Origin of the sequence: Streptomyces fungicidicus (assembly GCF_003665435.1) — a bacterium.
Lineage (GTDB): Bacteria > Actinomycetota > Actinomycetes > Streptomycetales > Streptomycetaceae > Streptomyces > Streptomyces fungicidicus.
The window spans coordinates 6,398,660-6,423,701 of record NZ_CP023407.1; the positions used below are offsets into that span (position 1 = coordinate 6,398,660).

The window sequence follows — 25,042 nt, forward strand, 5'->3', positions numbered from 1 at the left end:
GGAAGCACCACAACGCAGGTCCACCACCGGGATGTCGGGCCATTCCGATGGCGTACAAAGTCCGACCGCCCGGTTGCCCCACCCTCTTGTACCCCTCCTAGACTGAATCTCCAGCACAGGCGGCTACACGCTCGAAAGGCGCCCCCGTGTCCATCGGCAACTCCCCTGAAGACGAGCGTCCGTTCGAAGACGTTTCCGACGATTCCCGGCCCTCCGTCGGCCGGGCGCTGCAGCAGGCGCGCATCGCCGCCGGGCTCTCCGTCGGCGATGTCAGTACCGCCACCCGGGTCCGTATCGCCATCGTGCACGCCATCGAGGCGGACGACTTCGCCCCCTGCGGCGGAGACGTCTACGCACGCGGGCACATCCGGACCCTGGCCAAGGCCGTGCACCTCGACCCGGCCCCGCTGATCGCCCAGTACGACGCCGAGCACGGCGGACGTCCGGCGCCGACCCCCGCCGCCCCGCTGTTCGAGGCGGAACGCATCCGTCCGGAGCGGCGCGGTCCCAACTGGACCGCCGCCATGGTCGCCGCCATCGTCGTCGTGATCGGCTTCGTCGGCTTCACGATGGTCAAGGGCGGGGACGAGGGCGGGACGACCGACGTCGCCGGAGGCGGCGAGCCCAGCGAGTCGCCCTCTGCCACCCCCAAGTCCAAGAAGCCCGTCGCACCCGAGCCCGAACCGTCGGACAGCGCCATCGCCGCCGCGCCGCAGGACAAGGTGACCGTCAAGGTCAGCGCCGCCGACGGACGCAGCTGGATCTCCGCCAAGGACCACAACGGTCGGCTGCTCTTCGACGGACTACTCAAGCAGGGCGAATCCAAGACGTTCCAGGACAGTTCCAAGGTCAACCTGGTCCTCGGCGACGCCGGCGCGATCGACCTGTACGTCAACGGCAAGAAGATCGAGGACGACTGGCAGCCGGGCGCCGTGGAGCGTCTGACCTACACCAAGGGCGACCCGCAGGCCGGATGAGCCACCGCGAAAGGTGCTTCGAAGACGGGGTTGGCCGTGATCGGCCAACCCCGTCGACGTGGGGCGTCAGCGGGACGAAGTAGTCTTGAGCCCATGCCTGAACGCCGTACCGTCGCACTCGTCACCCTTGGCTGCGCCCGTAACGAGGTGGACTCGGAGGAGCTCGCAGGCCGTTTGGAGGCGGACGGCTGGCAGCTCGTGGAGGACGCCGAGGAAGCGGACGTCGCCGTCGTCAACACCTGCGGCTTCGTCGAAGCCGCCAAGAAGGACTCCGTCGACGCCCTCCTGGAGGCCAACGACCTCAAGGGACAGGGAAGAACGCAGGCCGTCGTGGCGGTCGGCTGCATGGCCGAGCGGTACGGCAAGGAACTCGCCGAGGCCCTCCCCGAGGCCGACGGCGTGCTCGGCTTCGACGACTACGCCGACATCTCCGACCGCCTCCAGACCATCCTGAACGGCGGCATCCACGCCTCGCACACCCCGCGCGACCGGCGCAAGCTGCTCCCGATCAGCCCGGCCGAGCGGCAGGACTCCGCCGCCGACGTGGCGCTCCCCGGACACGGCCCGGTGGACCTGCCGGAGGGCCTCGCCCCGGCGTCCGGCCCCCGGGCACCCCTGCGCCGCCGGCTGGACGGCTCCCCGGTGGCATCGGTGAAGCTCGCCTCCGGCTGCGACCGGCGCTGCTCCTTCTGCGCCATCCCCTCCTTCCGCGGCTCCTTCATCTCCCGCCGGCCCAGCGACGTGCTGAACGAGACGCGCTGGCTGGCCGAGCAGGGCGTGAAGGAGGTCATGCTGGTCTCCGAGAACAACACCTCCTACGGCAAGGACCTCGGCGACATCCGCCTGCTGGAGTCCCTGCTGCCCGAGCTCGCGGAGGTCGACGGCATCGAGCGGGTGCGGGTCAGCTACCTCCAGCCGGCCGAGATGCGGCCCGGTCTGATCGACGTGCTGACCTCCACCCCGAAGGTCGTGCCCTACTTCGACCTGTCCTTCCAGCACTCCGCGCCCGACGTGCTGCGCGCGATGCGCCGCTTCGGCGACACCGACCGGTTCCTGGAGCTGCTCGACACCATCCGGAGCAAGGCGCCCCAGGCCGGTGTCCGCTCCAACTTCATCGTCGGCTTCCCCGGCGAGTCCGCCGCCGACCTCGCCGAGCTGGAGCGGTTCCTGAACCACGCGCGCCTGGACGCCGTCGGCGTCTTCGGCTACTCCGACGAGGAGGGCACCGAGGCGGCGACGTACGACGGGAAGCTCGACGAGGACGTCGTCGCCGAACGGCTGGCCCGTGTCTCGCGGCTGGCCGAGGAACTCGTCTCGCAGCGCGCCGAGGAGCGGGTCGGCGAGACCGTGCACGTGCTGGTGGAGTCCGTCGACGAGGAAGAGGGCGTCCACGGCCGGGCGGCGCACCAGGCACCCGAGACCGACGGCCAGGTGCTGCTCACGAGCGGCGAGGGGCTGAGCATCGGCCGTATGGTCGAGGCGAAGGTGATCGGCACGGAAGGTGTCGACCTGGTGGCCGAGCCGCTGTTCCAGGGTTCGCCCGCGTGTACTGAGGAGGCGGGCAGATGACGGGTGTCCCGGCATCGGCGGCGGGCGGCCCCTCCGGTGCGAGGAGGGCGGCGGGCGCCGGCCCCGGTGGCCCGGTGCCCGGCCGTGCGGCGGCCCGGGAGTCCCGGGGCCCGGGGCCGTCCGGCGCGGGCGCGGCACGACGGAGTCTGACCGGCCGCGGCGCGGGGACGCACGGCGACGAGGCCGCACCCGCGGCGGCGCCGGACGGCACCGAGGGCGTGACCGCCGAGGACGGTACGAGGCCGGCGCGCGGCGCGAAGATCGCGGCGGCGGCCGTGAACCAGGCCAGCGTCTGGAACATCGCCAACCTGCTGACCATGCTGCGGCTGCTGCTGGTGCCCGCGTTCGTGATGCTGATGCTCGCCGACGGCGGCTACGACCCGGCGTGGCGGTCGTTCGCCTGGGCGGCCTTCGCCATCGCCATGATCACCGACCTGTTCGACGGTCATCTGGCGCGCACCTACGACCTCGTCACGGACTTCGGGAAGATCGCCGACCCCATCGCCGACAAGGCGATCATGGGTGCCGCGCTGGTCTGCCTCTCCGTGCTGGGCGATCTCCCGTGGTGGGTCACCGGAATCATCCTCGGCCGGGAACTCGGCGTCACCCTGCTGCGTTTCCTGGTCATTCGCTACGGCGTGATCCCGGCCAGCCGCGGAGGCAAGCTGAAGACCCTCACCCAGGGCATCGCCGTCGGTATGTACGTACTGGCGCTGACCGGGTGGCTGGCCACGCTGCGGTGGTGGGTGATGGCCGCGGCGGTCGTGCTGACCGTGGCGACGGGGCTCGACTATGTGAAACAGGCCATTGTGCTGCGCAGGCAGGGAATCGCGGAGCGCGAGGCCGCATTGGAGGAGACGGAAGCGTGAGTTCCGAGGCCGCCGAAGTGGTGCGACTACTCACCGTGAACGGCGGAACGCTCGCCGTCGCCGAGTCGCTGACCGGTGGCCTGGTGGCGGCGGAGATCACTTCGGTGCCCGGGGCCTCCAAGGTCTTCCGGGGGTCGGTGACGGCGTACGCCACCGCACTCAAGCGGGAACTGCTCGGTGTGGACGCCACCCTGCTGGCGGAGCGCGGGGCGGTGGATCCGCAGGTGGCGGCCCAGATGGCGGCCGGTGTCCGTAAGGCGCTGGGCGCCGACTGGGGCATCGCCACCACCGGTGTCGCCGGTCCCGACCGCCAGGACGGGCAGGATGTGGGCACCGTTTTCGTCGCCGTGGACGGGCCCTCGGGAGCGGGCGCCGGTTCCGCCCGCGGCGGAAAAGTGGCGCATCTGCGGTTGAACGGCGACCGTGCGGAAATTCGTATGGAGAGTGTACGGAGCGTACTCGCACTGCTTCTGACGGAGCTTGCGGGCGAACAGACCGGGAATGAGCGGGCACAGGATACGGAACGGAACGGGGGGTTTTGATGTTTGCAGCCCTGAGTGAACACGACATCGCTCCCCGCACGGCCGCGGCGCTAGGCGGTACGGTGGGGCGAGAAGGATGCGGCTACGCGGTCCGAGGAGGGAGCCACCGATGATTCTGCTCCGTCGCCTGCTGGGTGACGTGCTGCGTCGGCAGCGCCAGCGCCAGGGCCGTACTCTGCGCGAAGTCTCCTCGTCCGCCCGAGTCTCACTCGGCTATCTCTCCGAGGTGGAGCGGGGGCAGAAGGAGGCTTCCTCCGAGCTGCTCTCCGCCATCTGCGACGCGTTGGACGTACGGATGTCCGAGCTCATGCGGGAAGTGAGTGACGAACTCGCTCTCGCCGAGCTGGCCCAGTCTGCTGCAGCGACCCCCAGCGAGCCCGTTCCCACGCCGGTTCGTCCGATGCTGGGTTCCGTTTCGGTGACCGGTGTGCCACCGGAACGGGTGACCATCAAGGCGCCCGCCGAGGCGGTGGACGTCGTCGCCGCGTGAGCGCGGCGCTCTGAAGGTGTGAGAGACCCCGGCAGGGGCCCCTCCGGGAGATCCGGAGGGGCGCGGCCGGGGTTTTCGCATGCCCGGGGTGCTCCCGTGTGCGCTTGCCGGTGCGGCGCGTGACGGTCATCGTTGAGGAACGAGGCGGGGGGCCAGCCACGGAGGTGCGGATGTACGTCGTGAAGAGCCCGTTGTCCGACGAGAACCTGAAGACCGTGTCCGAGGCGCTGCAGGGCGCGTTGGTGGACCTGGTGGATCTGGCCCTGGTGGCCAAGCAGATCCACTGGAACGTGGTCGGGCCACGCTTCCGTTCCGTGCATCTCCAACTCGACGAGGTCGTGACCGTGGCGCGCACCCACTCCGACACCGTGGCGGAGCGCTCCGCGGCGCTGGGCGTCTCGCCCGACGGACGTGCCGCCACGGTCGCCGTCGGCAGCGGGATCGGCGTGACCCCCGAGGGCTGGGTGGACGACTCGGCGGCGGTGGGCGCGCTCGTGGAGGCGCTGGGCGCGGTGATCTCCCGCATGCGCGAGCGGGTGACGGCGACCGCGGATCCGGACCCGGTGAGCCAGGACATCCTCATCGCGATCACCGCGGACCTGGAGAAGCAGCACTGGATGTTCCAGGCCGAGAACGGGTGACGTGACCCCGGGGGACCGTGGGCCCTTCACCGAGCCGGGCGCGGCACCGGATGCTCCCGTGTGCCGGCGGTGCGCTCTGTGCGCGGGGCCGCGCGGTCTCCTGGCGTCGGGCCGGGGGTGGCGGCCGTGACGACGACGGGGCGGTGGGTGCGCCGCGGTGCGGTGGTGGGCCTCGGGGCGCTGTGGTGGTGGGCGGTGGCGCGACTGGTGCTGGCGCCCGACGCCGGGGCGGTGGAAGGGGCGGTGGCGGCCGGCGGATGGGGGCTCAGCGTGCTGCCGGTGCACTGCATGCCCAAGGCGCGGGCGAAGGGCGCCCTCGCGGCCGGGCGGTGGCGGCGGGCCTGGCGGTACTGGCAGGGGAGCAGGGACGTCGGCGGCTGAGCGGGCGGGCGTGCGCCGGTGCGCCCACGGGCGTCAACGCGTCGTGGTGGGTGCCGGGCCCGGTTGGCAGGTGGGGCACCAGTAGGTGGGACGTTCACGGGAGCCGTCGCCCTGCTCGGCGACGCGGAGGGGGGTGCGGCAGCGCAGACAGGGGCGGCGGGCGCGGCCGTACACGTACAGGTCCTGGCCGCGGCGGCCCGTGGTGTTGCGGATCGGACGTTCGCGGTTGAACTCCAGCAGCTTCTTCGCGAGCCCCGGCAGCTTCGCGGACCGGTCGGCGGGCAGGCCGCCCACGGGGAGCCACGGGGTGACGCCGAGCAGGAAGCACAGTTCGCTCTTGAAGACATTGCCGACGCCGGCGAGGTTGCGCTGGTCCAGGAGGGCCTCGCCGAGCGGGCGGGCCGGGTCCTTCAGCAGGTTGGCCAGCGCGAGGTCCGGGTCCCAGTCCGGGCCGAGGAGGTCGGGGCCGAGGTGGCCGACCGCACGGTCCTCCTCGGTGGTACGGATCAGTTCCAGGACGGGGAGCCGGTAGCCGACGGCCGTACGGTCGGCGTTGCCCAGGATCGCGCGGATCTGGTGGGAGGGTCCGCCGTTCCACCGCTGCCCCTCGGCGTAGATCCGCCAGGAGCCGTCCATCCTCAGGTGCGAGTGCAGGGTCAGACCGCCCTCGACGCGGGTCAGCAGATGTTTGCCGCGCGGGGTGACGTCCAGCACGGCGCGGCCGGTGAGGTCGGCCGTGGCGAACCGGGGCACCCGGAGGTCGCTGCGGAGCAGCACCTTGCCGGCGAGGGCGTCGTTCAGCCGCCGTGCGGCCTGCCAGACCGTATCTCCTTCGGGCATGCGTCAAGGGTGGCACGCCGGCGCCGTACGGGGGCTGCGGGCCGTCGGGTGTCGCGTCAGGCACGCAGCCGCAGCCCCCGGGGCGTGGCGACGAAGCCCGCCGTCTCCAGGAGGCCGCCCAGGGGGGAGGTCAGTGCCGAGGCGCCGTTGATCCGTTCCACCGTGACCGTGCCGAGGGAGCCCGCGCGGGCGGCCGCGGCGAGGGCCTCCGCGGCGGCCGGGAGCCGGGAGTCCTCGGCCGGTTCGCCGTCGGGGCCGGCGGGCCAGGCCAGCAGCGTCTTGCCGCCGCGCTCCATGTAGAGCGTCAGCTCGCCGTCCACCAGCACCAGCAGGGAGCCCGCCTTGCGGCCCGGCTTGTGTCCGGCGCCGGTCGGGGGCTCGGGCCAGCCCAGCGCGGCACCGTAGGCGTTCGCCGGGTCGGCGGCGGCGAGGACCACGGCACGTCCGGCACGCTCCGCCCCGGTACGCCGGCCGGCGAAGGGGTCGTACGTCGGACGCCCGCCGTTCTGCCACGGCGGAGGGGAGTCGGGGGCCAGGTCGCGCGGGGAGACGTAGTCGCCCGGTGAGAGGCGGGGGTGCCGCGCGTCGTCCGGGGCGGTCTCGAAGGGGTCGGGCAGGCCGGCCCCGGACGAGGCCGGGACGGGGGCCGGGAAGCCGTCGCCGCGCTCGCGGGCGTTGGCCGCCGCGCGGAGGCGGTCCACCGCCCCGTCCATGGCGAACTGGGCGGCGCCCAGGCCCTCCACCACATAGCCGCGGCGGGCCTGCCCGGTCTCCTCGAAGGCGGACAGGATGCGGTACACGGCGGAGAAGCCGCCCTCGACGCCCTCCGCGGAGACGGCCCCGCGGGTCACCACACCGTGCCGGTCGAGCAGGGTGCGGGCCAGCGCGTGGGCGCGGACCGTGGGATCGGTGTCCCGGTCCGGGAGCAGGGACCAGCGGCCCGCGACGGTCGGCGGACCGGTCCGGGAGGCGGTGCGGGCGGCCGCGGTGAGCGAGCCGTAGCGCCCGCGCGGGACCGGGCGTTTCGCGCGGTGGGCGGTGGAGCCCGCGGTGCGGCCGGAGCCCAGCACGGCGCGCATGGGGGAGAGCGTGTCGTTGGTCAGCCGTCCGGACCAGGCGAGGTCCCACAGGGCGTCGGCCAGCTGCGGATCGCCGGCCTCCGGGTGGGTGGTGGCGCGGACCTGGTCGGCGATCTGCCGGAAGAACAGTCCGTAGCCACCGGCCAGGGCGTCCAGGACGGACTGGTGCAGGGCGGTCGGCTCCAGGGGATGCGGGGGCGGCAGGAGCAGCGGGGCCGCGTCGGCGAGGTAGAGGGAGACCCAGCCGTCCTTCCCGGGCAGTGACCCGGCACCGGCCCACACCACCTCCCCGGCCGCGGTGAGCTCGTCCAGCATCCCCGGGGCGTAGTCCGTCACCCGGGACGGCAGGACCAGCTTCTCCAGGGCGGACGCGGGCACGGAAGCGCCCTGCAGCTGTTCGACGGCGCGCACCAGGCCGTCGACGCCGCGCAGGGAGTGGCCCCTGCCGATGTGCTGCCACTGCGGGAGGAACTGGGCGAGCGCGGGCGGCGGCACCGGCTCCAGCTCGTGCCGCAGCGCGGCCAGGGAACGCCGGCGCAGCCGGCGCAGCACGGCCGCGTCGCACCACTCCTGTCCGATCCCGGCCGGGTGGAACTCGCCCTGGACGACCCGGCCCGCCGCGGAGAGCCGTTGCAGCGCGCCCTCGGTGACCGCGACGCCCAGTCCGAAGCGGGCCGCAGCGGTGGCCGAGGTGAAGGGGCCGTGGGTGCGCGCGTACCGCGCGAGGAGGTCGCCGAGGGGGTCCTTCACGGGTTCGGTGAACGCCTCCGGCACACCGACCGGAAGCGCCGTGCCCAGCGCGTCGCGCAGCCGTCCCGCGTCCTCGATCGCCGCCCAGTGGTCGGCGCCGGCCACCCGCACCCGGATCGCGCGCCGCGCGGAGGCGAGCTCCCGCGCCCACTGCGGCTCGGCGCCGCGTTCGGCCAGCTCGGCGTCGGTGAGCGGGCCCAGCATCCGCAGCAGGTCGGCCACGCCCTCCGCGTCCTTGACCCGCCGGTCCTCGGTGAGCCACTGCAGCTCGCTCTCCAGCTCGGTCAGCACCTCGGCGTCGAGCAGCTCGCGCAGCTCCGCCTGTCCGAGCAGCTCGGCCAGCAGCCTGGAGTCCAGCGACAGGGCGGCGGCGCGGCGCTCGGCGAGCGGGGAGTCGCCCTCGTACAGGAACTGGGCGACGTAGCCGAAGAGCAGGGAGCGGGCGAAGGGGGACGCCTCCGGCGTGGTGACCTCCACGAGGCGCACCTTGCGGGACTCCAGGTCGCCCATCAGCTCGACGAGGCCGGGGACGTCGAAGACGTCCTGGAGGCATTCGCGGACCGCCTCCAGAACGATCGGGAACGAGCCGAACTCGCCGGCCACCTGGAGCAGCTGCGAGGCGCGCTGACGCTGCTGCCACAGCGGTGTGCGGCGGCCGGGGTTGCGGCGCGGCAGCAGCAGCGCGCGGGCGGCGCACTCGCGGAACCGGGAGGCGAACAGCGCCGAGCCGCCCACCTGGTCGGTGACGACCTGGTCGACCTCGCCCTTGTCGAAGACGACGTCGGCCGCGCCCACCGGGGCCTGGTCCGCGTCGTACTCGGTGCCGGCCTTCACCGGCTCCTGGTCGAGCAGGTCGAGACCCATCAGGTCGGCGTCCGGCAGGCGCAGCACGATGCCGTCGTCGGCGTGCATCACCTGGGCGTCCATGCCGTACCGCTCGGAGAGGCGGGCGCCGAGCGCGAGCGCCCACGGGGCGTGCACCTGGGCCCCGAACGGGGAGTGCACGACGACCCGCCAGTCGCCCAGCTCGTCCCGGAAGCGCTCCACGACGATGGTGCGGTCGTCCGGGACGTGGCCGCAGGCCTCGCGCTGTTCGTCGAGGTAGGACAGCACGTTGTCGGCGGCCCAGGCGTCGAGGCCCGCGGTGAGGAGCCGCAGCCGGGCGTCCTCCTTGGACAGCGCGCCCACCTCGCGCAGGAAGGCGCCCACCGCGCGGCCCAGCTCCAGCGGCCGGCCCAGCTGATCGCCCTTCCAGAACGGCAGCCTCCCCGGCACACCGGGCGCCGGGGAGACCAGGACGCGGTCCCGGGTGATGTCCTCGATGCGCCAGGAACTGGTGCCGAGCGTGAAGACGTCACCCACGCGGGACTCGTAGACCATCTCCTCGTCGAGCTCGCCGACCCGCCCGCCGCCCTTCTTGGGGTCGGAGCCCGCGAGGAACACCCCGAAGAGACCGCGGTCGGGGATGGTGCCCCCGGAGGTGACGGCCAGCCGCTGGGCCCCCGGGCGGCCGGTGATCTCGCCCGTCACCCGGTCCCACACCACGCGCGGGCGCAGCTCGGCGAACGCGTCGGACGGATAGCGGCCGGCGAGCATGTCCAGGACGCCCGTGAACGCGGACTCCGGCAGGGAGGCGAAGGGGGCCGCGCGGCGGACCAGGGCGAGCAGGTCGTCGAGCTGCCAGGTGTCCATGGCCGTAATGGCGACCAACTGCTGGGCCAGCACGTCGAGGGGGTTGGCGGGGACCCGCAGGGACTCGATCGCGCCGGTGCGCATCCGCTCGGTGACCACGGCCGCCTGCACCAGGTCGCCCCGGTACTTCGGGAACACCACGCCCGTGGAGACCGCGCCCACCTGGTGCCCCGCGCGGCCCACGCGCTGGAGGCCGGAGGCCACGGACGGCGGCGACTCGACCTGCACCACCAGGTCGACCGCGCCCATGTCGATGCCCAGCTCCAGACTGGAGGTGGCGACCACCGCGGGCAGCCGGCCCGCCTTGAGGTCCTCCTCGACCAGGGCGCGCTGCTCCTTGGACACCGAACCGTGGTGGGCGCGCGCGATGACCGCGGGCGCGCCCTGCGCGGCTCCGGAACCGCCCATGAGCTCGGCGGGGGAGTGGTGCTCGTCCAGTGGCTCCCCGGTGGCCCGCTCGTAGGCGATCTCGTTGAGCCGGTTGCACAGCCGCTCCGCGAGGCGCCGGGAGTTCGCGAACACGATGGTCGAGCGGTGCGACTGCACCAGGTCGGTGATCCGCTCCTCGACATGCGGCCAGATCGACGGGCGCTCGGCGCCCTCCGAGCCGTCGGCCACCGGGGAACCGCCCAGCTCGGCCAGGTCCTCGACCGGCACCACCACGGACAGGTCGAACTCCTTGCCCGACTCCGGCTGGACGATCTCCGCCTTGCGCCGCGGGGAGAGGAACCGGGCGACCTCGTCGACCGGGCGCACGGTCGCCGAGAGGCCGATGCGGCGGGCCGGCCGCGGCAGCAACTCGTCCAGCCTCTCCAGGGTGAGCGCGAGATGCGCCCCGCGCTTGGTGCCCGCGACCGCGTGCACCTCGTCCAGGATCACCGTCTCCACGCCCGTCAGCGCGTCCCGGGTGGCAGACGTCAGCATCAGGAACAGCGACTCGGGCGTGGTGATCAGGATGTCCGGCGGCCGGGTGGCCAGGGCCCGGCGCTCGGCGGGCGGGGTGTCGCCGGAGCGGATGCCGACCTTCACCTCGGGCTCGGGCAGGCCCAGGCGTACCGCCTCCTGGCGGATTCCGGTCAGCGGGCTGCGGAGATTGCGCTCGACGTCGACGGCCAGGGCCTTGAGGGGCGAGACGTACAGGACCCGGCAGCGCTTCTTCGGGTCGGCGGGCGGCGGCGTCGAGGCCAGCTGGTCCAGGGCGGCGAGGAACGCGGCCAGCGTCTTCCCGGAACCGGTGGGGGCCACCACCAGCACGTCCGAGCCCGCCCCGATGGCCTGCCACGCGCCTGCCTGGGCGGCGGTGGGCGCGGAGAAGGCCCCCGTGAACCAGCCGCGGGTCGCGGGGGAGAAGCCGTCCAGGGCTCGCTGCGGATCGCTGACCATGCGTCCATCGTGCACCCGGCCACTGACAATCGGCCGGGCCGCGCGGCCGCGAGGTACCCCCGGACGGGCCCGGCCGGGGCCGCGTGACAATGGCCGTATGGCGGAATCGCGGAAGGAGCGAGCACGGCACTGGCAGTACGACGAACTGCCCGGTGTCGATCTGCTGCGTGCCCGGTACATACGGAAGACGTTCGTCCGGCACACCCACGAGCACTTCGTGATCGCCGCCATCGCCGACGGGGTGGAGGTCTTCCACCACGGCGGGGGCGACGTGTACGCGGGCGCGGGATCCCTGGCGCTGGTGAACCCCGACACCCCGCACACCGGCCGGGCGGGCGTCCCCGAGGGATGGCGGTACGGGGCGGTCTACCCGTCGCCGGAGGTGGTGGCCGGGATCGCCGCCGAGACCACCACGCTGCGCGGCGCGCCGGGGTTCGTGACGCCGGTGCTCGACGATCCGTACACCGTCCAGCTGGTGCACCAGGTGCTGCGGGCCACCGACGAGGGCAACGCGCTCGCCGCCGACACCCTGCTCCGGGTCGCGGTGACCCGGCTGCTGCGGCTGAACGGCGGCACGCTGCCGCGGCGCGAGGTGCGCACGGCGGGCGCCCGGATCGCGGCACGCGCGCGTGCCGCGCTGGAGGAGCGGATGGCCGGCCCGCCGACGCTGGAGCAGCTCGCCGCCGAGCTCGGCACCAGCCCGTTCGCCCTGCTGCGCGCCTTCCGGGACACCTACGGGATGCCGCCGCACACCTGGCTCACCGACGCCCGCGTACGGCGGGCGCGGAGGCTGCTGGACGCGGGAACGGCGCCGTCGGAGGCGGCCGTCGCGGTCGGCTTCACCGACCAGCCGCACCTGAACCGCCACTTCGGCCGGATCGTCGGCGTGCCCCCGGGCGCCTACCAGCGCGAGCGCAAGAACGTACAAGACGCGCGGCACGGCCGGCCCGTACCGTCCGGGGCGTGGCAGTGGAACGGACAACAGCGCTCGCGGACGTACGGGACGACGGCGGGGGAGCACCGGACGGCAAGCCGGACGGCGCCGTCGTACGCGACGCCCTCGGGGTCGGGATCGCCGTCGGACTCTCCGGGTTCGCCTTCGGCGTGACCTCGGCGGGCAGCGGGCTGACCCTGCTCCAGACCTGCGCGCTCAGCCTGCTGGTGTTCACCGGCGCGTCCCAGTTCGCGCTGGTGGGGGCGCTGGCGGCGGGCGGCGGCGCGTTCACGGCCGCCGCGGGGGCGTTCTTCCTGGGCGTGCGCAACGCGTTCTACGGGCTGCGCCTGTCGCAGCTGCTGGCGCTGCCCCGCGCGGTACGGCCGTTCGCCGCCCAGTGGGTGATCGACGAGACGACCGCCGTCGCGCTCGCCCAGCCCGGCCGGCGCTCCGCCCGTCTCGGCTTCCTGGTGACCGGCCTCAGCCTGTACGTCCTGTGGAACCTCACCACGCTGCTCGGCGCGCTCGGCGCCGAGGCGATCGGCGACACCGACGCGTGGGGGCTGGACGCGGCCGGTCCCGCGGTCTTCCTGGCGCTCCTCGCGCCGATGCTGCGCACCGGTACCGAGCGGACCGTCGCCGGGCTCGCCGTCCTGCTGGGGCTCGGTCTGCTGCCCGTCCTGCCGGCCGGTGTGCCGGTCCTGGTGGCCGCGCTCGCGGCGCCGGCCGTCCTGTGGGCCCAGGGCCGCAGGCACGCGGCACGCGGTGACGCGGCGGAGGGGGAGCGTTGAACATCTGGATCGCGATCGCCGCGACCGCCGTCGGCTGCTACGCCGTCAAGCTGGCGGGGCTGCTGGTGCCCGCCGGGGTCCTCGAACGGCCTGTCGTGCGGCGCCTCGCCGCGCTCCTGCCGGTGGCGCTGCTCGCCGCCCTGACCGCCCAGCAGACCTTCTCCGACGGCCAGGCACTGGTCGTCGACGCGCGGGCGGCCGGCCTGGCGGCCGCCGCCGTGGCCCTGATCCTGCGCGCCCCCTTCCTGATCGTCGTAGCGGCGGCCGTCGCCGTGACGGCGGGGGTACGCGCCCTGGGCGGCTGAGCGCACGCCGGCGGCACCCCGCGTGCGCGGGTGAGTGAAACCAGTCCTGTATGGCGCTCAGCCGACGCCACGGCCGTACGCCGTCAGGGTGCGCAGGGCGTCGATCGTCACCATGGGCCGCGCCTCCAGCACCGGCCCCGGCGCCCACTGCCGCCACCGCAGCGGCCAGCCGCCGTCCTCCCGCTGCTCGGCCGCGAGGTACTCCAGCGACCGCCCCATCTCCTCGTCCGTGAACCACGCACGCGCCAGCGAGTGGGGCGTGCGCGCGTAGTCGTGCGGGAAGTGGTGCTCGCCCGGGGCGTAACCGGGAGCGACCGGATACGCGTCGAGGTCGTCCGGGTCGAGCGCCGCGAGCCGCCGGGCGCGCACCAGCCGGCCCAGCCGCCCGGCGGCGGCCTGCGCACGGGGACGGTCGGGGGCGTGGTCCAGAAAGGCCAGGGCGGCCTGGACCTCGTAGGGATGGGACTCCTCCAGCGACTCCACGGCCCGCCAGCAGAAGTCCGTCGCACGGAACAGCCACGCGTGCCACACCTCGTTGCGGTGCAGCAGTCCCACCACCGGCCCGGTGGCCAGCAGCTCCCCGGGCGGGTCGTCCACCACCGGCACGAACGGCGCCACCGGGTATCCGCGCTGACGGGGATGGACTGCCGGAAGGGCGCCGTCCGCCGTGGAGACGGACGTCAGATAGCGGCACACGTCCTCCGCGCGGCGCCCGCCGCACCGCCCCACGGCGTCCAGCACGCGCAGCGCGCGGGCGGTGTGCAGCGGCTGGCTGACCGGCCCGCGCAGATCGGGTTCGAGCGCGTGACCGTAACCGCCGTCCTCGTTGCGGTAGGCGTCCAGCGCCGCCTCCACCGGGCCGGCGCCGCCGTCCCGGAAGTGGTGGGCGAACAGGTGCTGCTCGAGCACGCGCGCGGTCAGCCAGACGAACCGCTCCGCCCGCGCGAGCGGGCCCTGCGGCCGGGGCGCCGGGGGCGGCGGTTCGGCTTCGGTGTCGGCCATGGCTCCGACCGTAGGCGGAAACCGGCGCGGGCGGGCGGCCCGGACCGGGGCCACCCCCACAGGCGGGATACTGGGTGCATGCGGTTGACGGTTTTCTGGGAGCGGATGACGGAGCACTTCGGTGCGGGCTACGCCGACACCTTCGCGCGTGACCATGTCATGTCCGAGCTCGGCGAACGTACCGTGCACGAGGCGCTGGCGGCCGGCTGGAGCGCCAAGGACGTCTGGCAGGTGGTCTGCGCCGTGATGGACGTGCCCGCCGAAAAGCGCTGACCGTCACAGAGACCGCAGGGGGAGCGCATGCTTCCGCCGCCGTGGGCGAGACTTGCTTCGTGGCACCCACTGACGAGACCGGGCAGGCGGCCCGGCACACCACCCCGCCCGACGCGCCGCCGCCCGCCGGGCCCGGGGTGGACCCCGTACCCGGATCCCGGCCGGGCGCCCGCATGCCGCGCTGGCTGCCGCGCGCCATGGTGCTCGCGCTCGCGCTCTATGCCGTGTTCCAGCTGGGCAGCTGGGCCTTCCACCAGCTCATCGGCCTGCTGATCAACGTCCTCATCGCGTTCTTCCTGGCGCTCGCCGTCGAACCCGCGGTGAGCTGGATGGCCGCGCGCGGAGTCCGCCGTGGCCTCGGCACCTTCCTCGTCTTCCTGGGCGTCCTGATCGCGGCGGCGGGCTTCGTCACGCTGCTCGGGTCCATGCTGGCGGGGCAGATCATAAAGATCGTCGAGGACTTCCCCGACTACCTCGACTCCGTGATCAACTGGATCAACGGGCACTTCCACACCGAGCTGCGCCGGGTGGACATCCAGGAGGGGCTGCTGCGCTCCGACTGGCTGCGCAACTACGTGCAGAACAGCGCCACCGGCGTCCTGGACGTCTCCACGCAGGTCCTCGGCGGTCTCTTCCAGCTGCTGACCATCGGTCTGTTCTCGTTCTACTTCGCCGCCGACGGCCCGCGGCTGCGGCGCACCGTCTGCTCCCTGCTGCCGCCCGCCCGGCAGGCCGAGGTGCTGCGCGCGTGGGAGATCGCCGTGAACAAGACGGGCGGCTACCTGTACTCGCGCGGACTGATGGCCCTGGTCTCCGGGCTGGCGCACTACGTCCTGCTGGAGTTCCTCGAGGTGCCCTACGCGCCCGTGCTCGCCGTGTGGGTGGGTCTGGTGTCGCAGTTCATCCCGACCATCGGCACGTATCTCGCGGGCGCGCTGCCCATGTTGATCGCCTTCACCGTCGACCCCTGGTACGCCCTGTGGGTCCTGGTCTTCGTGGTGATCTACCAGCAGTTCGAGAACTACGTCCTGCAGCCCAAGCTGACCTCCAGGACCGTCGACATCCACCCGGCGGTCGCCTTCGGCTCGGTCGTCGCGGGCACCGCGCTGCTCGGCGCGGTCGGCGCGCTGATCGCCATCCCCGCCACCGCCACCCTCCAGGCGTTCCTCGGCGCGTACGTGCGGCGGTACGACGTCACGGACGACCCCCGGGTGCTCGGCCACCGGGGTCCCCGCCCCGGCGGCGGTGCGGGCGCCCTCGCCCGCGTGCGCGGCCTCTGGGTCCGCCGGCCGGCCGCGGAGGGCGCCCCGAGCGCAGACGCCGAGCCCTCCTGAGGGCTGCCGCCCGCGCGCCGCACGGCACGGCGGTGCCGCGCGGCGCGGCTTGACACAAAAATCGAACATCCATTCTTATGGAAGTGCCGGTGAGGCCCGGCGGCGGGTGTTCTGTCCTGTTTGGGGCGGATGTGAACCCACGTTATCCACAGGCCGGAGGTGCGTCGGGGCGCGTTGTCAGTGGCAGGCGTTAGCGTCTTTGACGTGAAGCGATCGACTCAAGCAAATCGGGTGGAACCCATGGCAGGAACCGACCGCGAGAAGGCGCTCGACGCCGCGCTCGCACAGATTGAACGGCAATTCGGCAAGGGCGCGGTCATGCGCATGGGCGAGCGGTCGATGGAGCCCATCGAGGTCATCCCGACCGGGTCGACCGCGCTCGACGTGGCGCTCGGCGTCGGCGGCCTGCCGCGCGGCCGTGTGGTGGAGATTTACGGACCGGAGTCCTCCGGTAAGACGACCCTGACCCTGCACGCGGTGGCGAACGCGCAGAAGGCCGGCGGCCAGGTCGCGTTCGTGGACGCGGAGCACGCCCTCGACCCCGAGTACGCGAAGAAGCTCGGCGTCGACATCGACAACCTGATCCTGTCCCAGCCGGACAACGGCGAGCAGGCCCTGGAGATCGTGGACATGCTGGTCCGCTCCGGCGCCCTCGACCTCATCGTCATCGACTCCGTCGCGGCGCTCGTCCCGCGCGCGGAGATCGAGGGCGAGATGGGCGACAGCCACGTCGGTCTGCAGGCCCGGCTGATGAGCCAGGCGCTGCGGAAGATCACCAGCGCGCTCAACCAGTCCAAGACCACCGCCATCTTCATCAACCAGCTCCGCGAGAAGATCGGCGTGATGTTCGGTTCCCCGGAGACCACGACCGGTGGCCGCGCGCTGAAGTTCTACGCCTCGGTGCGTATCGACATCCGCCGCATCGAGACCCTCAAGGACGGCACCGAGGCGGTCGGCAACCGCACCCGCTGCAAGGTCGTCAAGAACAAGGTGGCCCCGCCCTTCAAGCAGGCCGAGTTCGACATCCTCTACGGCCAGGGCATCAGCCGCGAGGGCGGCCTGATCGACATGGGCGTGGAGAACGGCTTCGTCCGCAAGGCCGGCGCCTGGTACACGTACGAGGGCGACCAGCTCGGCCAGGGCAAGGAGAACGCCCGCAACTTCCTGAAGGACAACCCCGATCTCGCCAACGAGATCGAGAAGAAGATCAAGGAGAAGCTGGGCGTCGGCGTACGGCCCGAGGAGCCCGCCGCCGCGCCGGGCGCGGACGCCACGAGCACCGCTCCGGCCGAGCCGGCCGCCGTACCGGCCCCGGCGGCCAAGGCGTCCAAGTCCAAGGCCGCGGCGGCCAAGAGCTGACCCGTGACCCGACGAACCGACTGGGCCGAGTACGAGTCCGCCGCCTCCGGTGCCCCACGGGGGAGGGGCATCGCGGGCGGCGACGGTCCAGCCGTGGGCGGTGACACAGAGTACGACGGCATCACCGAGGGGACCGGCCCCGAGGACGGGGACGGCGCACGGGCGGGCGGCTCGCGTGACGGCAGGCCGCGCGGTGGACGCGGACGCAGACGCCGGACCTCCGGCGAGGCGCCCGCGGCGGACGGAGGCGCCTCGTCCTCGTCGAGGGCCGAGCGGGAGGAACCTCCGGCGGACCCGGTGGAGCGGGCGAGGGCGATCTGCCTGCGCCTGCTCACCGGGACCCCGCGGACCCGGAAACAGCTGGCCGACGCCCTCCGCAAGCGGGAGATCCCGGACGAGGCCGCCGAGGAGGTGCTCTCCCGGTTCGAGGAGGTCGGCCTGATCGACGACGGCGCCTTCGCGGACGCCTGGGTGGAGTCCCGGCACCACGGCCGGGGACTCGCCCGGCGCGCACTCGCCCGGGAACTGCGCACCAAGGGGGTCGACCCCACGCTGATCGACGCGGCGGTCTCCCAGCTCGACTCCGAGCAGGAGGAGGCGACCGCCCGCGAGCTGATCGCACGCAAGGTGCGCGCCACCCGCGGACTCGACCGTGACAAGCGGCTCCGCCGCCTCGCCGGCATGCTCGCCCGCAAGGGCTATCCCGAGGGCCTCGCCCTGCGCGTGGTCCGACAGGCGCTCGAGGAGGAGGGCGAGGACACGCACCTCCTCGGCGACGAGCCGTTCTGAAGCGGCGGGGCCCGCACAGGGCGCGCCCGGGCTCGGTCCGGCCTCAGCTGGCGGGGACGGCGTACACCAGCAGATTCCGCTGGTAGCCGCCGTGTTCGCGGTCGTACGGGGGCGCGCAGGTGATCAGGGTCAGGACCGGCCGCCCATGGCGCCGGAACACATCGTCGGGGAGCCTGTCCTTGTCGACCACCTCGCGGGCCGTCACCTCGTACCGGACGGGAGTCGCGTCGCCGCGGGCGACGGTCACGGCGTCGCCCTTCCGGACCCCGTACAACTTGGCGAAGGCGCCCAGGTCACCGGTGCGGTCGTCCACGTGGCCGATCAGGACGGCGGAGCCCGCGGAGGCGCCCGGTGCGGGGCCGAACCGGTACCAGCCGGCCTGCTCCGCGTCGTCCGGGACCGCCACCGTGCCGTCGTTCCGGACGCCGACGTCCTGGACCCGGGCTTCCAGGGAGACCCGGGGGACGCGCAACGCCGTCGGTTCGGACGCGGGGCCGGATGTCTTCCCTTCGCCCGACGCATCGTCGAGAACCCCGGACGACACCCCGGTCACGGGCTCCTGGGCGCGCGGACGGGTGCCGAAGTCCGACGGCACCGAGGTCCCGGACGGCCTCAGCGACCAGACCAGCAGTGCTGCCAGGACGACGGCGACGACCGCGGCGGCCCCGACGGCCGCCGCGGGGGGCCTTCCGGCCCCTGTGGAGGAACGCACGGCCGTCAGTCGCCCCGGGCGCGCATTCGGCGGGCGGCCAACAGGCCGGCGACCGCGACGGCACCCGCGGCGCTCCAGGCCAGCCACGCGGTGGCGGACTCGTTGTCGGAGGCCATGGCTCCGCTCTCGCCGGCGTCCACACCGTTCGGCGCGGAGTTCATGCCGCCGATCGTCTGGGTCTTCAGCGCGAGGTTCTTGTCCTTGGCGCTGCCCCAGGCGTAGACGACCGTGCTGGTGCCCTCGGCGAGGTCGAGGTCGGCGGGGCCGATGGCCACGGTGTCGGTCCCGGCCAGGACGACATCGGCGTTCACCGTGCCTGCGGGCACCTCGAGCGACTTCTCGTGCGGGTTGGTCAGGTCCCGGACGATCGGCTTGCCGCCCGCTCGGACGTCCACGGCGGGTGCCGCGGCCACGTGACGGACGGTCAGCCGTGCCTGACCGGCCGGAACCTCGCTGGTGTCGTTGACGAACGCGGTGAGCGTGGGGTTGCCCTGCGCGTCGAGGTGGGCCGCGAGCGTCGCGTTCGCCCCGGCCGGGACATCGACGCTCTTCTGGATGGCGGGCGTGCCGTCGGGGCCCTCGCCGTCAGGGAAGATCTTGATGTCGTAGGTGCCCGGGTCCAGGGGCTGGGGCTCGGTCAGGGTGCCGGGCTTGAAGTCGGGAAGCAGTTCGTTCCCGTTGGCGAACACGTCGACGGTGAGGCCGGGAACGCCGTGAAACACGGACACGGACGCCTTGCCGTCCTCCTGGGCCGCACTCTCCGCGGAGGCGGGAACCGACACGGCGAGGGACAGTGCACAGGCTCCGGCGGTGGCGGCGGCTGTCTTCCTGATGCGGTTCGTCATCGCAACTCCCTTCGTGGGGGCTGGTCGGCGCTGCCGCGGTCGTCACCATGAACCCCGTGGCGGCGCCTGATCCATTGTGGGAAGCGAGGAAGTTTTCCGCCACTTGAGTCACATGAGCCACATGTGTCCCACAAATCCCTTGCCGTCCTGGTGTGCGCCGGTCCGCGGCGATGGATACACGTCCGCTATTACGCGAAAAAAATTTCACGTAACTCTTGACGTGCTTTCTGAGGGTGGAGACGCTGGAGGTGCCCCCGGTCCGGAAGGTGTGACGATCATGACCTCCCTGTTTCCGCCCTCCCCGTCCGCCGCGAAGGCCGTCAACGCCGCCTCGACTTCGGGTGGTTCACGTCCGTCGCGTCCGGTGGCGGCGGTACTGGCCGACCGTCTCGACGACGTCCCGGTGGTGGATGCGGCTGCCGGCCTCGCCGTCGTGCGCGGTGCTCCGCTTCTGCTGATCGCGGTGCTGCCGCCGCTGCTGCCGCGAGCCGCCGCGGCGGCGCCGGACGGTGCGACGGCCCGCGCGGTACTGGGGCGTGCTCTGCCGCGCCTGGCTCGGGCGGGCGTCGGTTTCGAGTCGGCCGTCTGTCACCGTCCCGCCGGACGGGGCGGCCGGCTGCGCGCGGCGAGCGGACTGCTGGACGTGGCGATCGCCCTTGGCTGCTCGCGGCTGGTGGTCTCCCGCAGTGGGCCGGAAGGGCTCGACGCGGACACGGTGATGGAGGCGGCCGCCATCAGGGGAGGCCCGTTCGTCCACGCGGCTCCGCCGCTGCCCTGGGTGCCGCTGGCCGCCCCGCGTCCCCTCGTCTGAAGCGGGGGCCGGAAGGCCTATGAGGCGCCGTGCCCGGACGGGGCTGCCGGTGTGTCCTCGCGGTGGATGAAGGTCGTCAGCAGGTCGCCGACGGGGTGGTCGGCCTCGGTGGGGTGGCGCAGGGCGACGGTGAAGTCGATCGTGTAGCGGTTGCGGCGGCCGACGCGCGTGCGTGTGAGGTATCCGGCCGTTTCGAGGTCGGCGACGATCAGCTGGACGGCGCGTTCGGTGATGCCGATGCGCTCGGCGACGTCGCGGAGCCGGGCGTCGGGGTCCTGGGCGAGGGCGATCAGGACGCGCGCGTGATTGGTCAGGAACGTCCACTGGTCGCCACGTGCGGAGGAAGGCCGGCTCATGGCCTTCATGATACGAAGCCGGCTTCACCCGACCAAGAATGTTTCGCGAAATGTGATTGACGAAAAATTTTTCACGTAATTCTTGACGGGTTTCAGGGTGTCCAGTGAAGATGGATTCATCACCTGGTGTCCCTAGTTGTCAGATTTGAAGGGATCCTGCGATGTCCGTCCATACCCGCCGTGACCCGCACCGCGGGGACGTCGGTCCGGCGGCGCCCGCCAGCCGTCTTCGCACTCGGTCCGAGGAACTCGATGCCCCATGAATGACCTGTCGTTCACCGTCCCGCTGTGGGTGTGGGCCTTGGTCTCGCTCGTCATCGCCGTCATGCTCGCCGTCGATCTGATCGCGCACCGGGACAACCATGTCATCGGGTTCAGGGAGGCGGCCGTCTGGTCCGGGGTGTGGATCGCGATCGGCCTGGCCTTCGGGCTGGTCCTGTTCGCGTGGCAGGGCGGAGAGGTGTCCTCCACCTACTACGCCGGATACCTGATCGAGAAGGCACTGTCGATCGACAACGTCTTCGTCTTCGCCCTGGTCTTCTCGTTCTTCGCGGTGCCCGACGCATACCAGCACAAGGTCCTGTTCTGGGGTGTCATCGGCGCTCTGGTGTTCCGGCTGGTGTTCATCTTCGTCGGCGCCGAACTGCTGCAGGTCTTCTTCTGGACCGCCTACCTGTTCGGTGCGTTCCTCATCTGGACCGGCTACAAGATGGCCGTCTCCAAGGACGAGGAAGTCCATCCGGACCGCAACATCGTCGTCCGTCTGGTCAAGAGGATGATCCCCACGGACCCGACGTTCCACGGTGGCCGGTTCTTCACGAGGATCGACGGGCGGCGTGTGGCCACCCTGCTCTTCGTGGCCCTGGTCGCGATCGAGGCCGCCGACCTGATCTTCGCCGTGGACTCCGTCGCCGCGGTCCTCGCGATCACCACCAACACCTTCCTGGTGTGGACCGCCAACGCCTTCGCGGTGCTCGGCCTGCGCAGTCTGTACTTCTGCCTGGCAGGCCTGCTGCGCCGCTTCGCCTATCTCCACTACGGACTCGCGGTGCTGCTCGCCTTCGCGGGCGTCAAGCTGATCCTGTCCGAGACTCCCGTGGGCAAGCTGCCGATTCCTCTGACCCTCGGCGTCATCGTCGTCACCATCACGGTGTCCATCTGCTGGTCCCTGATCGCCACGCACGGCGACCGCGATGACCACGGCGCCACACCGGGTACGGGCACCGCCCACGGCGCTGACGGCGGTGGGGTGACCGGCCCGGGCTCTGCGCCTTCCGCCCGGTCGCACGGTACGGAGCCGCCCCGACCGTAGCGATCACTCCCGCTCCGCCGCCCTCGCGTGGGCGTCGCACCCGCGGCGCCCACGGGACGCCTACCCGGGTGCGGGCACCACCGGCAGTCCCGCCGCACGCCAGGCCTGGAAGCCGCCGGTCAGATCGGTGGCCCGGTGGAGGCCCAGACGGTGGAGGGACTCCGCCGCCAGGCTGGAGGCGTAGCCCTCGTTGCAGACCACGACGACGCGCAGATTGGGGCCCGTGGCCTCCGGGAGGCGGTGGCTGCCCCGCGGATCCAGACGCCACTCCAGTTCGTTGCGTTCGACGACGAGGGCGCCGGGAATGAGCCCGTCCCGCTCCCGCAGGGCCGCGTAGCGGATGTCCACCAGCAGCGCCTCGCCGGCGCGGGCGGCCTCGTACGCGTCCCCGGGCTCGACGCGGTCGTAACCGGCGCGTACCCGCTCCAGCAGCTCGTCGATGCCCACGGCGCCGCCGGCCTGTCCGTCCGCCCCGCTCACTGCCAGTCCTCCGGGCGCTCGACCTGCTCCAGACGGAGGACGCGGCCGCTGCGGCTGTAGCGCCGGATCCGCGGCAGCGGCGGATAGTAGGCGTGCACGGAGACCGCGTGCCGGTCGGCGGACTCGTTGAGTACCTCGTGCACATGGTGCCGCCCGAAGGCGCGCCCCTGTCCCGCTCCCAGCCGGCGTTCCCGGTCCACCCCGTCCGTGAGCTCCAGGGTCTTCCAGCCGTCGGTCGGCAGCCGCGCGGCGAGGGAGTTCTCCTTCAGCTCGCCCGACGCGGTCATGAAGGCCCCGACGGAGTCGGCGTGGTCGTGCCAGCCGGTACCGGTCCCGGGCGGCCAGCCGATCAGCCACGCCTCGCTGCCTCCGGGCCCCTCGAGCCGCACCCAGGTGCGTCCCTCGGGGTCGAGCGGAAGGGAGGCGATCAGCTCCGTGTCGGCGACGGCCCGCCGCACGAAGTCGAGGAGCTCGGCCTGCGTGGGCGCGGAGACCGGAGCCGGAGCCGGAGCAGGGGAGGAGACAGACATGTGCACCGTCCTGGAGAAGGGTTCGCGGAGGCGCGCGGCAACGCACGGAAGACGGCGGCGGCGCGCGGAGAAGAGGGGGAGACGCGAATCAACAGGACGGACGACACACGCAGCCCGCATAGCGGACGAGGTCCATATGGACCCTCCGCCACAGGTGCACGCAGGTGTCGGTCACGAGCGGAGTACACCACGGAGCCGCGCGGCGATTCAACTCGCCGTCACCCTGCGGACCGCAGGGTGACGGGGCAAGGTGCCGGCGGCTCCACCGGCCGGGACCCTCAGCGCGATCCGGCCGCCCCGGCGTCGGCCCTGGCCGAGGTCTCCGCCGTGGCGGGTCCGCCGGTCGCCGTCTCCGCCGCCGCGTACAGGTCCGCCGGACGGACCCCGCTCAGCGCCGTGACCAGGTGACCGTCGGGACGGAGCAGCAGCACCGTGTGGGCCGCCGCCCCCGGGTAGCTCTCGGCGACCAGGAGTTCGGCCCGGTGCGGCAGTGCCGCGACGGCCGCCGCCAGCCGCGGCATGATCCCGGCGGACACCCAGTGGCGGCGCTCCCACACCCCCGTACCCGGCGCGATCAGCACCACCAGCAGCGCGCCCCGGCCGAGCCGGTCCCGCAGCCGGACGAAGGTGCCGTCCTCCGCCGTGACCCGCACGTCCGTGACCGCCGAGCCGGGAGCCGTCCCGGTGGGAGCCTCACCCTCGAGCCGGCCCGGCGCGAGCGGCGAGCCGGCGTACGTCCCCGGCGACCCCAGCGCGCCCCGACCCAGGTGACCGTCCATCAGCAGGGCGTCGTGGCCCCGCGCGGACCCCGGGACGCGGGCACGCAGCCCACCGCCGCCCCGCACCAGCGGCAGCGCCTGGTCGGCCGCGCGCAGCCGGGCGGCGACGATCGCGCGGCGCTCGGTCTGGTAGCTGTCCAGCAGCGCCTCGTGCGGACCGTGGTGCCAGGCCAGTGCCAGCTTCCAGGCCAGGTTGTCGGCGTCGCGCAGCCCCTCGTCCAGCCCGTGCGTGCCCAGCGCGCCGAGCAGATGGGCCGCGTCCCCGGCGAGGAACACCCGGTCGGACCGCCAGCGCCGGGCCAGCCGGTGGTGGACGGTGTGGACGCCGGTGTCCAGCAGTTCGTAGGGAGGCGTCCGACCGCCCGTCCAGCCGGCCAGCGTCTCCCGGACGCGGCCCAGCAGCAGTTCGGGTGTCACCAGGTCCTTGCCCGGCGGCAGCAGCCAGTCCAGGCGCCACACCCCGTCCGGCAGCGGCCGTGCGGTGACCTCCCCGGCCGAGGGCCCGGAGGTGCGCCACGGCGGCAGGCGGTGCAGCAACGCCTCGTCCCGCCAGGGGAGTTCCGTGCGCAGCGCGGCCACGGCGTGACGTTCCACCGCGGTGCGGCCGGGGAAGCGGATGTCCTGGAGCTTGCGCACGGTCGAGCGCGGGCCGTCGCAGCCGACCAAATAACTGCCGCGCCACCAGGTGCCCGTCGAGCCGCGTGTGTGGGCGGTGACGCCCGAGGTCTCCTGCTCTATGGTGTCCAGCCGGCTGTCCACGGCGATCCTGACGAGCCGCTCCCCGGCGAGGGCCGTGCGCAGGGCGCCGGTCAGGACGTGCTGGGCGATGTGCAGCGGAGCGGGCTCGGCGTCGCCGAAGGCGACCTCGGATGTCACCTGCTTGCGCCGCATCGACCGCCATCCGGCCCAATGGACACCGGCGTACGCGAGCGGTGCGCCGGTCAGCCGTTCCATGAGCGCGGCGGTGTCCTCGCGCAGTACGACGGTGCGCGCCGGGCGCGGCTCGTCCTTGCCCGGCCCTTCGTCGAGGACCACGCAGGGCACTTCCTGACGTGCCAGCGCCAGCGCGAGCGTGAGCCCGACGGGCCCCGCTCCGACGATGATCACCGGGTCCACGGCGCGGCGCCCCCTGCTCGAAGTGACGTCTGTGGGGACGTGGAGGAACAGGAAGATGGAGCAGGGTGCACGATCACAGAACGTATGCAACCTATTGCCGG

26 protein-coding genes are annotated in these 25,042 nt (G+C 73.0%); 16 read left to right on the top strand and 10 right to left on the bottom strand.

Features of this window, described 5'->3' with window-relative positions:
• Nucleotides 1-146: 146 nt before the first annotated feature.
• The 7 genes from CNQ36_RS28825 (at nt 147) to CNQ36_RS28855 (ending at nt 5,469) form a co-directional block, all read left to right on the top strand.
• On the top strand, nt 147-977 hold the full coding sequence (locus CNQ36_RS28825) for a helix-turn-helix domain-containing protein (RefSeq protein ID WP_121548120.1): 831 nt from the start codon (nt 147-149) through the stop codon (nt 975-977).
• Between the two features lie 93 nt (nt 978-1,070).
• On the top strand, nt 1,071-2,546 hold the full coding sequence (gene rimO / locus CNQ36_RS28830) for a 30S ribosomal protein S12 methylthiotransferase RimO (protein WP_004924698.1): 1,476 nt from the start codon (nt 1,071-1,073) through the stop codon (nt 2,544-2,546).
• Nucleotides 2,543-3,415: a CDP-diacylglycerol--glycerol-3-phosphate 3-phosphatidyltransferase gene (gene pgsA, locus CNQ36_RS28835; RefSeq protein ID WP_040906034.1), complete on the top strand. Its 873-nt coding sequence runs from the start codon at nt 2,543-2,545 to the stop codon at nt 3,413-3,415. The genes rimO and pgsA overlap by 4 nt, the downstream gene beginning before the upstream one ends.
• On the top strand, nt 3,412-3,957 hold the full coding sequence (locus CNQ36_RS28840; protein WP_121548121.1) for a CinA family protein: 546 nt from the start codon (nt 3,412-3,414) through the stop codon (nt 3,955-3,957). The genes pgsA and CNQ36_RS28840 overlap by 4 nt, the downstream gene beginning before the upstream one ends.
• Nucleotides 3,958-4,066: 109 nt before the next feature.
• The gene (locus tag CNQ36_RS28845; protein ID WP_003993396.1) at nt 4,067-4,447 is read left to right on the top strand and encodes a helix-turn-helix domain-containing protein; all 381 of its coding nucleotides are present in this window, start codon (nt 4,067-4,069) and stop codon (nt 4,445-4,447) included.
• Nucleotides 4,448-4,617: 170 nt separating this feature from the next.
• Nucleotides 4,618-5,088: a Dps family protein gene (locus CNQ36_RS28850; protein WP_121548122.1), complete on the top strand. Its 471-nt coding sequence runs from the start codon at nt 4,618-4,620 to the stop codon at nt 5,086-5,088.
• A 126-nt stretch (nt 5,089-5,214) separates the two neighbouring features.
• Nucleotides 5,215-5,469: a hypothetical protein gene (locus CNQ36_RS28855; protein ID WP_121548627.1), complete on the top strand. Its 255-nt coding sequence runs from the start codon at nt 5,215-5,217 to the stop codon at nt 5,467-5,469.
• Between the two features lie 33 nt (nt 5,470-5,502).
• Here the strand turns inward: CNQ36_RS28855 and CNQ36_RS28860 are convergent, their stop codons facing one another.
• Nucleotides 5,503-6,309, bottom strand: a complete 807-nt coding sequence (locus CNQ36_RS28860; RefSeq protein WP_121548123.1) for an Fpg/Nei family DNA glycosylase — start codon at nt 6,307-6,309, stop codon at nt 5,503-5,505.
• A 56-nt stretch (nt 6,310-6,365) separates the two neighbouring features.
• Nucleotides 6,366-11,213 carry an ATP-dependent helicase gene (locus CNQ36_RS28865; protein ID WP_121548124.1) on the bottom strand — a complete coding sequence of 1,616 codons (4,848 nt, stop codon included), beginning with the start codon at nt 11,211-11,213 and terminating at the stop codon, nt 6,366-6,368.
• 97 nt (nt 11,214-11,310) lie between these two features.
• Here CNQ36_RS28865 and CNQ36_RS28870 point away from each other — a divergent pair, with 97 nt between their 5' ends.
• From CNQ36_RS28870 to CNQ36_RS28880, 3 genes are read left to right on the top strand one after another with little or no spacing between them, the layout of a single operon-like run.
• Nucleotides 11,311-12,321, top strand: a complete 1,011-nt coding sequence (locus tag CNQ36_RS28870; RefSeq protein ID WP_163013387.1) for an AraC family transcriptional regulator — start codon at nt 11,311-11,313, stop codon at nt 12,319-12,321.
• Nucleotides 12,285-12,938, top strand: a complete 654-nt coding sequence (locus CNQ36_RS28875; protein ID WP_228313156.1) for an AzlC family ABC transporter permease — start codon at nt 12,285-12,287, stop codon at nt 12,936-12,938. Before CNQ36_RS28870 ends, CNQ36_RS28875 begins: the two co-directional genes overlap by 37 nt.
• The gene (locus CNQ36_RS28880) at nt 12,935-13,243 is read left to right on the top strand and encodes an AzlD domain-containing protein (RefSeq protein WP_121548126.1); all 309 of its coding nucleotides are present in this window, start codon (nt 12,935-12,937) and stop codon (nt 13,241-13,243) included. The genes CNQ36_RS28875 and CNQ36_RS28880 overlap by 4 nt, the downstream gene beginning before the upstream one ends.
• Nucleotides 13,244-13,300: 57 nt before the next feature.
• Here the strand turns inward: CNQ36_RS28880 and CNQ36_RS28885 are convergent, their stop codons facing one another.
• Complete coding sequence (locus CNQ36_RS28885) at nt 13,301-14,245, bottom strand: hypothetical protein (RefSeq protein WP_004924679.1); 945 nt, start codon at nt 14,243-14,245, stop codon at nt 13,301-13,303.
• A 78-nt stretch (nt 14,246-14,323) separates the two neighbouring features.
• Between CNQ36_RS28885 and CNQ36_RS28890 the strand changes: the two genes are divergently transcribed.
• The 4 genes from CNQ36_RS28890 to recX all read left to right on the top strand — a co-directional run bounded on the left by CNQ36_RS28890 (nt 14,324) and on the right by recX (nt 18,000).
• On the top strand, nt 14,324-14,518 hold the full coding sequence (locus CNQ36_RS28890) for a DUF3046 domain-containing protein (RefSeq protein WP_004924677.1): 195 nt from the start codon (nt 14,324-14,326) through the stop codon (nt 14,516-14,518).
• A 59-nt stretch (nt 14,519-14,577) separates the two neighbouring features.
• Nucleotides 14,578-15,852 carry an AI-2E family transporter gene (locus tag CNQ36_RS28895; protein ID WP_206278523.1) on the top strand — a complete coding sequence of 425 codons (1,275 nt, stop codon included), beginning with the start codon at nt 14,578-14,580 and terminating at the stop codon, nt 15,850-15,852.
• A 240-nt stretch (nt 15,853-16,092) separates the two neighbouring features.
• Complete coding sequence (gene recA, locus CNQ36_RS28900) at nt 16,093-17,211, top strand: recombinase RecA (RefSeq protein ID WP_121548127.1); 1,119 nt, start codon at nt 16,093-16,095, stop codon at nt 17,209-17,211.
• 3 nt (nt 17,212-17,214) lie between these two features.
• Nucleotides 17,215-18,000 (top strand): recombination regulator RecX, encoded by a 786-nt coding sequence (gene recX / locus CNQ36_RS28905; protein WP_121548128.1) that lies wholly within the window; start codon nt 17,215-17,217, stop codon nt 17,998-18,000.
• Nucleotides 18,001-18,043: 43 nt separating this feature from the next.
• On the opposite strand, the gene CNQ36_RS28910 is transcribed toward recX, so the two are convergent.
• Nucleotides 18,044-18,712 (bottom strand): class F sortase, encoded by a 669-nt coding sequence (locus CNQ36_RS28910; RefSeq protein ID WP_121548129.1) that lies wholly within the window; start codon nt 18,710-18,712, stop codon nt 18,044-18,046.
• 5 nt (nt 18,713-18,717) lie between these two features.
• Complete coding sequence (locus CNQ36_RS28915; RefSeq protein ID WP_121548130.1) at nt 18,718-19,557, bottom strand: DUF4397 domain-containing protein; 840 nt, start codon at nt 19,555-19,557, stop codon at nt 18,718-18,720.
• A 277-nt stretch (nt 19,558-19,834) separates the two neighbouring features.
• Between CNQ36_RS28915 and CNQ36_RS28920 the strand changes: the two genes are divergently transcribed.
• A complete protein-coding gene (locus CNQ36_RS28920) occupies nt 19,835-20,368 on the top strand; it encodes a universal stress protein (RefSeq protein WP_228313096.1) in 534 nt (177 codons plus the stop codon).
• A gap of 17 nt (nt 20,369-20,385) precedes the next feature.
• Here CNQ36_RS28920 and CNQ36_RS28925 read toward each other — a convergent pair whose 3' ends face one another.
• Nucleotides 20,386-20,724, bottom strand: coding sequence for a helix-turn-helix transcriptional regulator (locus tag CNQ36_RS28925; protein WP_121548131.1), 339 nt, complete (start codon nt 20,722-20,724; stop codon nt 20,386-20,388).
• A 259-nt stretch (nt 20,725-20,983) separates the two neighbouring features.
• Here CNQ36_RS28925 and CNQ36_RS28930 point away from each other — a divergent pair, with 259 nt between their 5' ends.
• Complete coding sequence (locus CNQ36_RS28930) at nt 20,984-22,036, top strand: TerC family protein (protein ID WP_121548132.1); 1,053 nt, start codon at nt 20,984-20,986, stop codon at nt 22,034-22,036.
• A gap of 60 nt (nt 22,037-22,096) precedes the next feature.
• Here CNQ36_RS28930 and CNQ36_RS28935 read toward each other — a convergent pair whose 3' ends face one another.
• The 4 genes from CNQ36_RS28935 to CNQ36_RS28945 form a co-directional block, all read right to left on the bottom strand.
• Entirely contained in the window at nt 22,097-22,516 is a 420-nt protein-coding gene (locus CNQ36_RS28935; protein WP_121548133.1) for a rhodanese-like domain-containing protein, read from the bottom strand.
• Nucleotides 22,513-23,046 carry a cupin domain-containing protein gene (locus tag CNQ36_RS28940; protein ID WP_121548134.1) on the bottom strand — a complete coding sequence of 178 codons (534 nt, stop codon included), beginning with the start codon at nt 23,044-23,046 and terminating at the stop codon, nt 22,513-22,515. Before CNQ36_RS28940 ends, CNQ36_RS28935 begins: the two co-directional genes overlap by 4 nt.
• A gap of 88 nt (nt 23,047-23,134) precedes the next feature.
• On the bottom strand, nt 23,135-23,221 hold the full coding sequence (locus CNQ36_RS35870) for a putative leader peptide (RefSeq protein ID WP_351151402.1): 87 nt from the start codon (nt 23,219-23,221) through the stop codon (nt 23,135-23,137).
• A gap of 103 nt (nt 23,222-23,324) precedes the next feature.
• On the bottom strand, nt 23,325-24,941 hold the full coding sequence (locus CNQ36_RS28945; protein ID WP_121548135.1) for an FAD-dependent monooxygenase: 1,617 nt from the start codon (nt 24,939-24,941) through the stop codon (nt 23,325-23,327).
• Nucleotides 24,942-25,042: the final 101 nt, after the last annotated feature.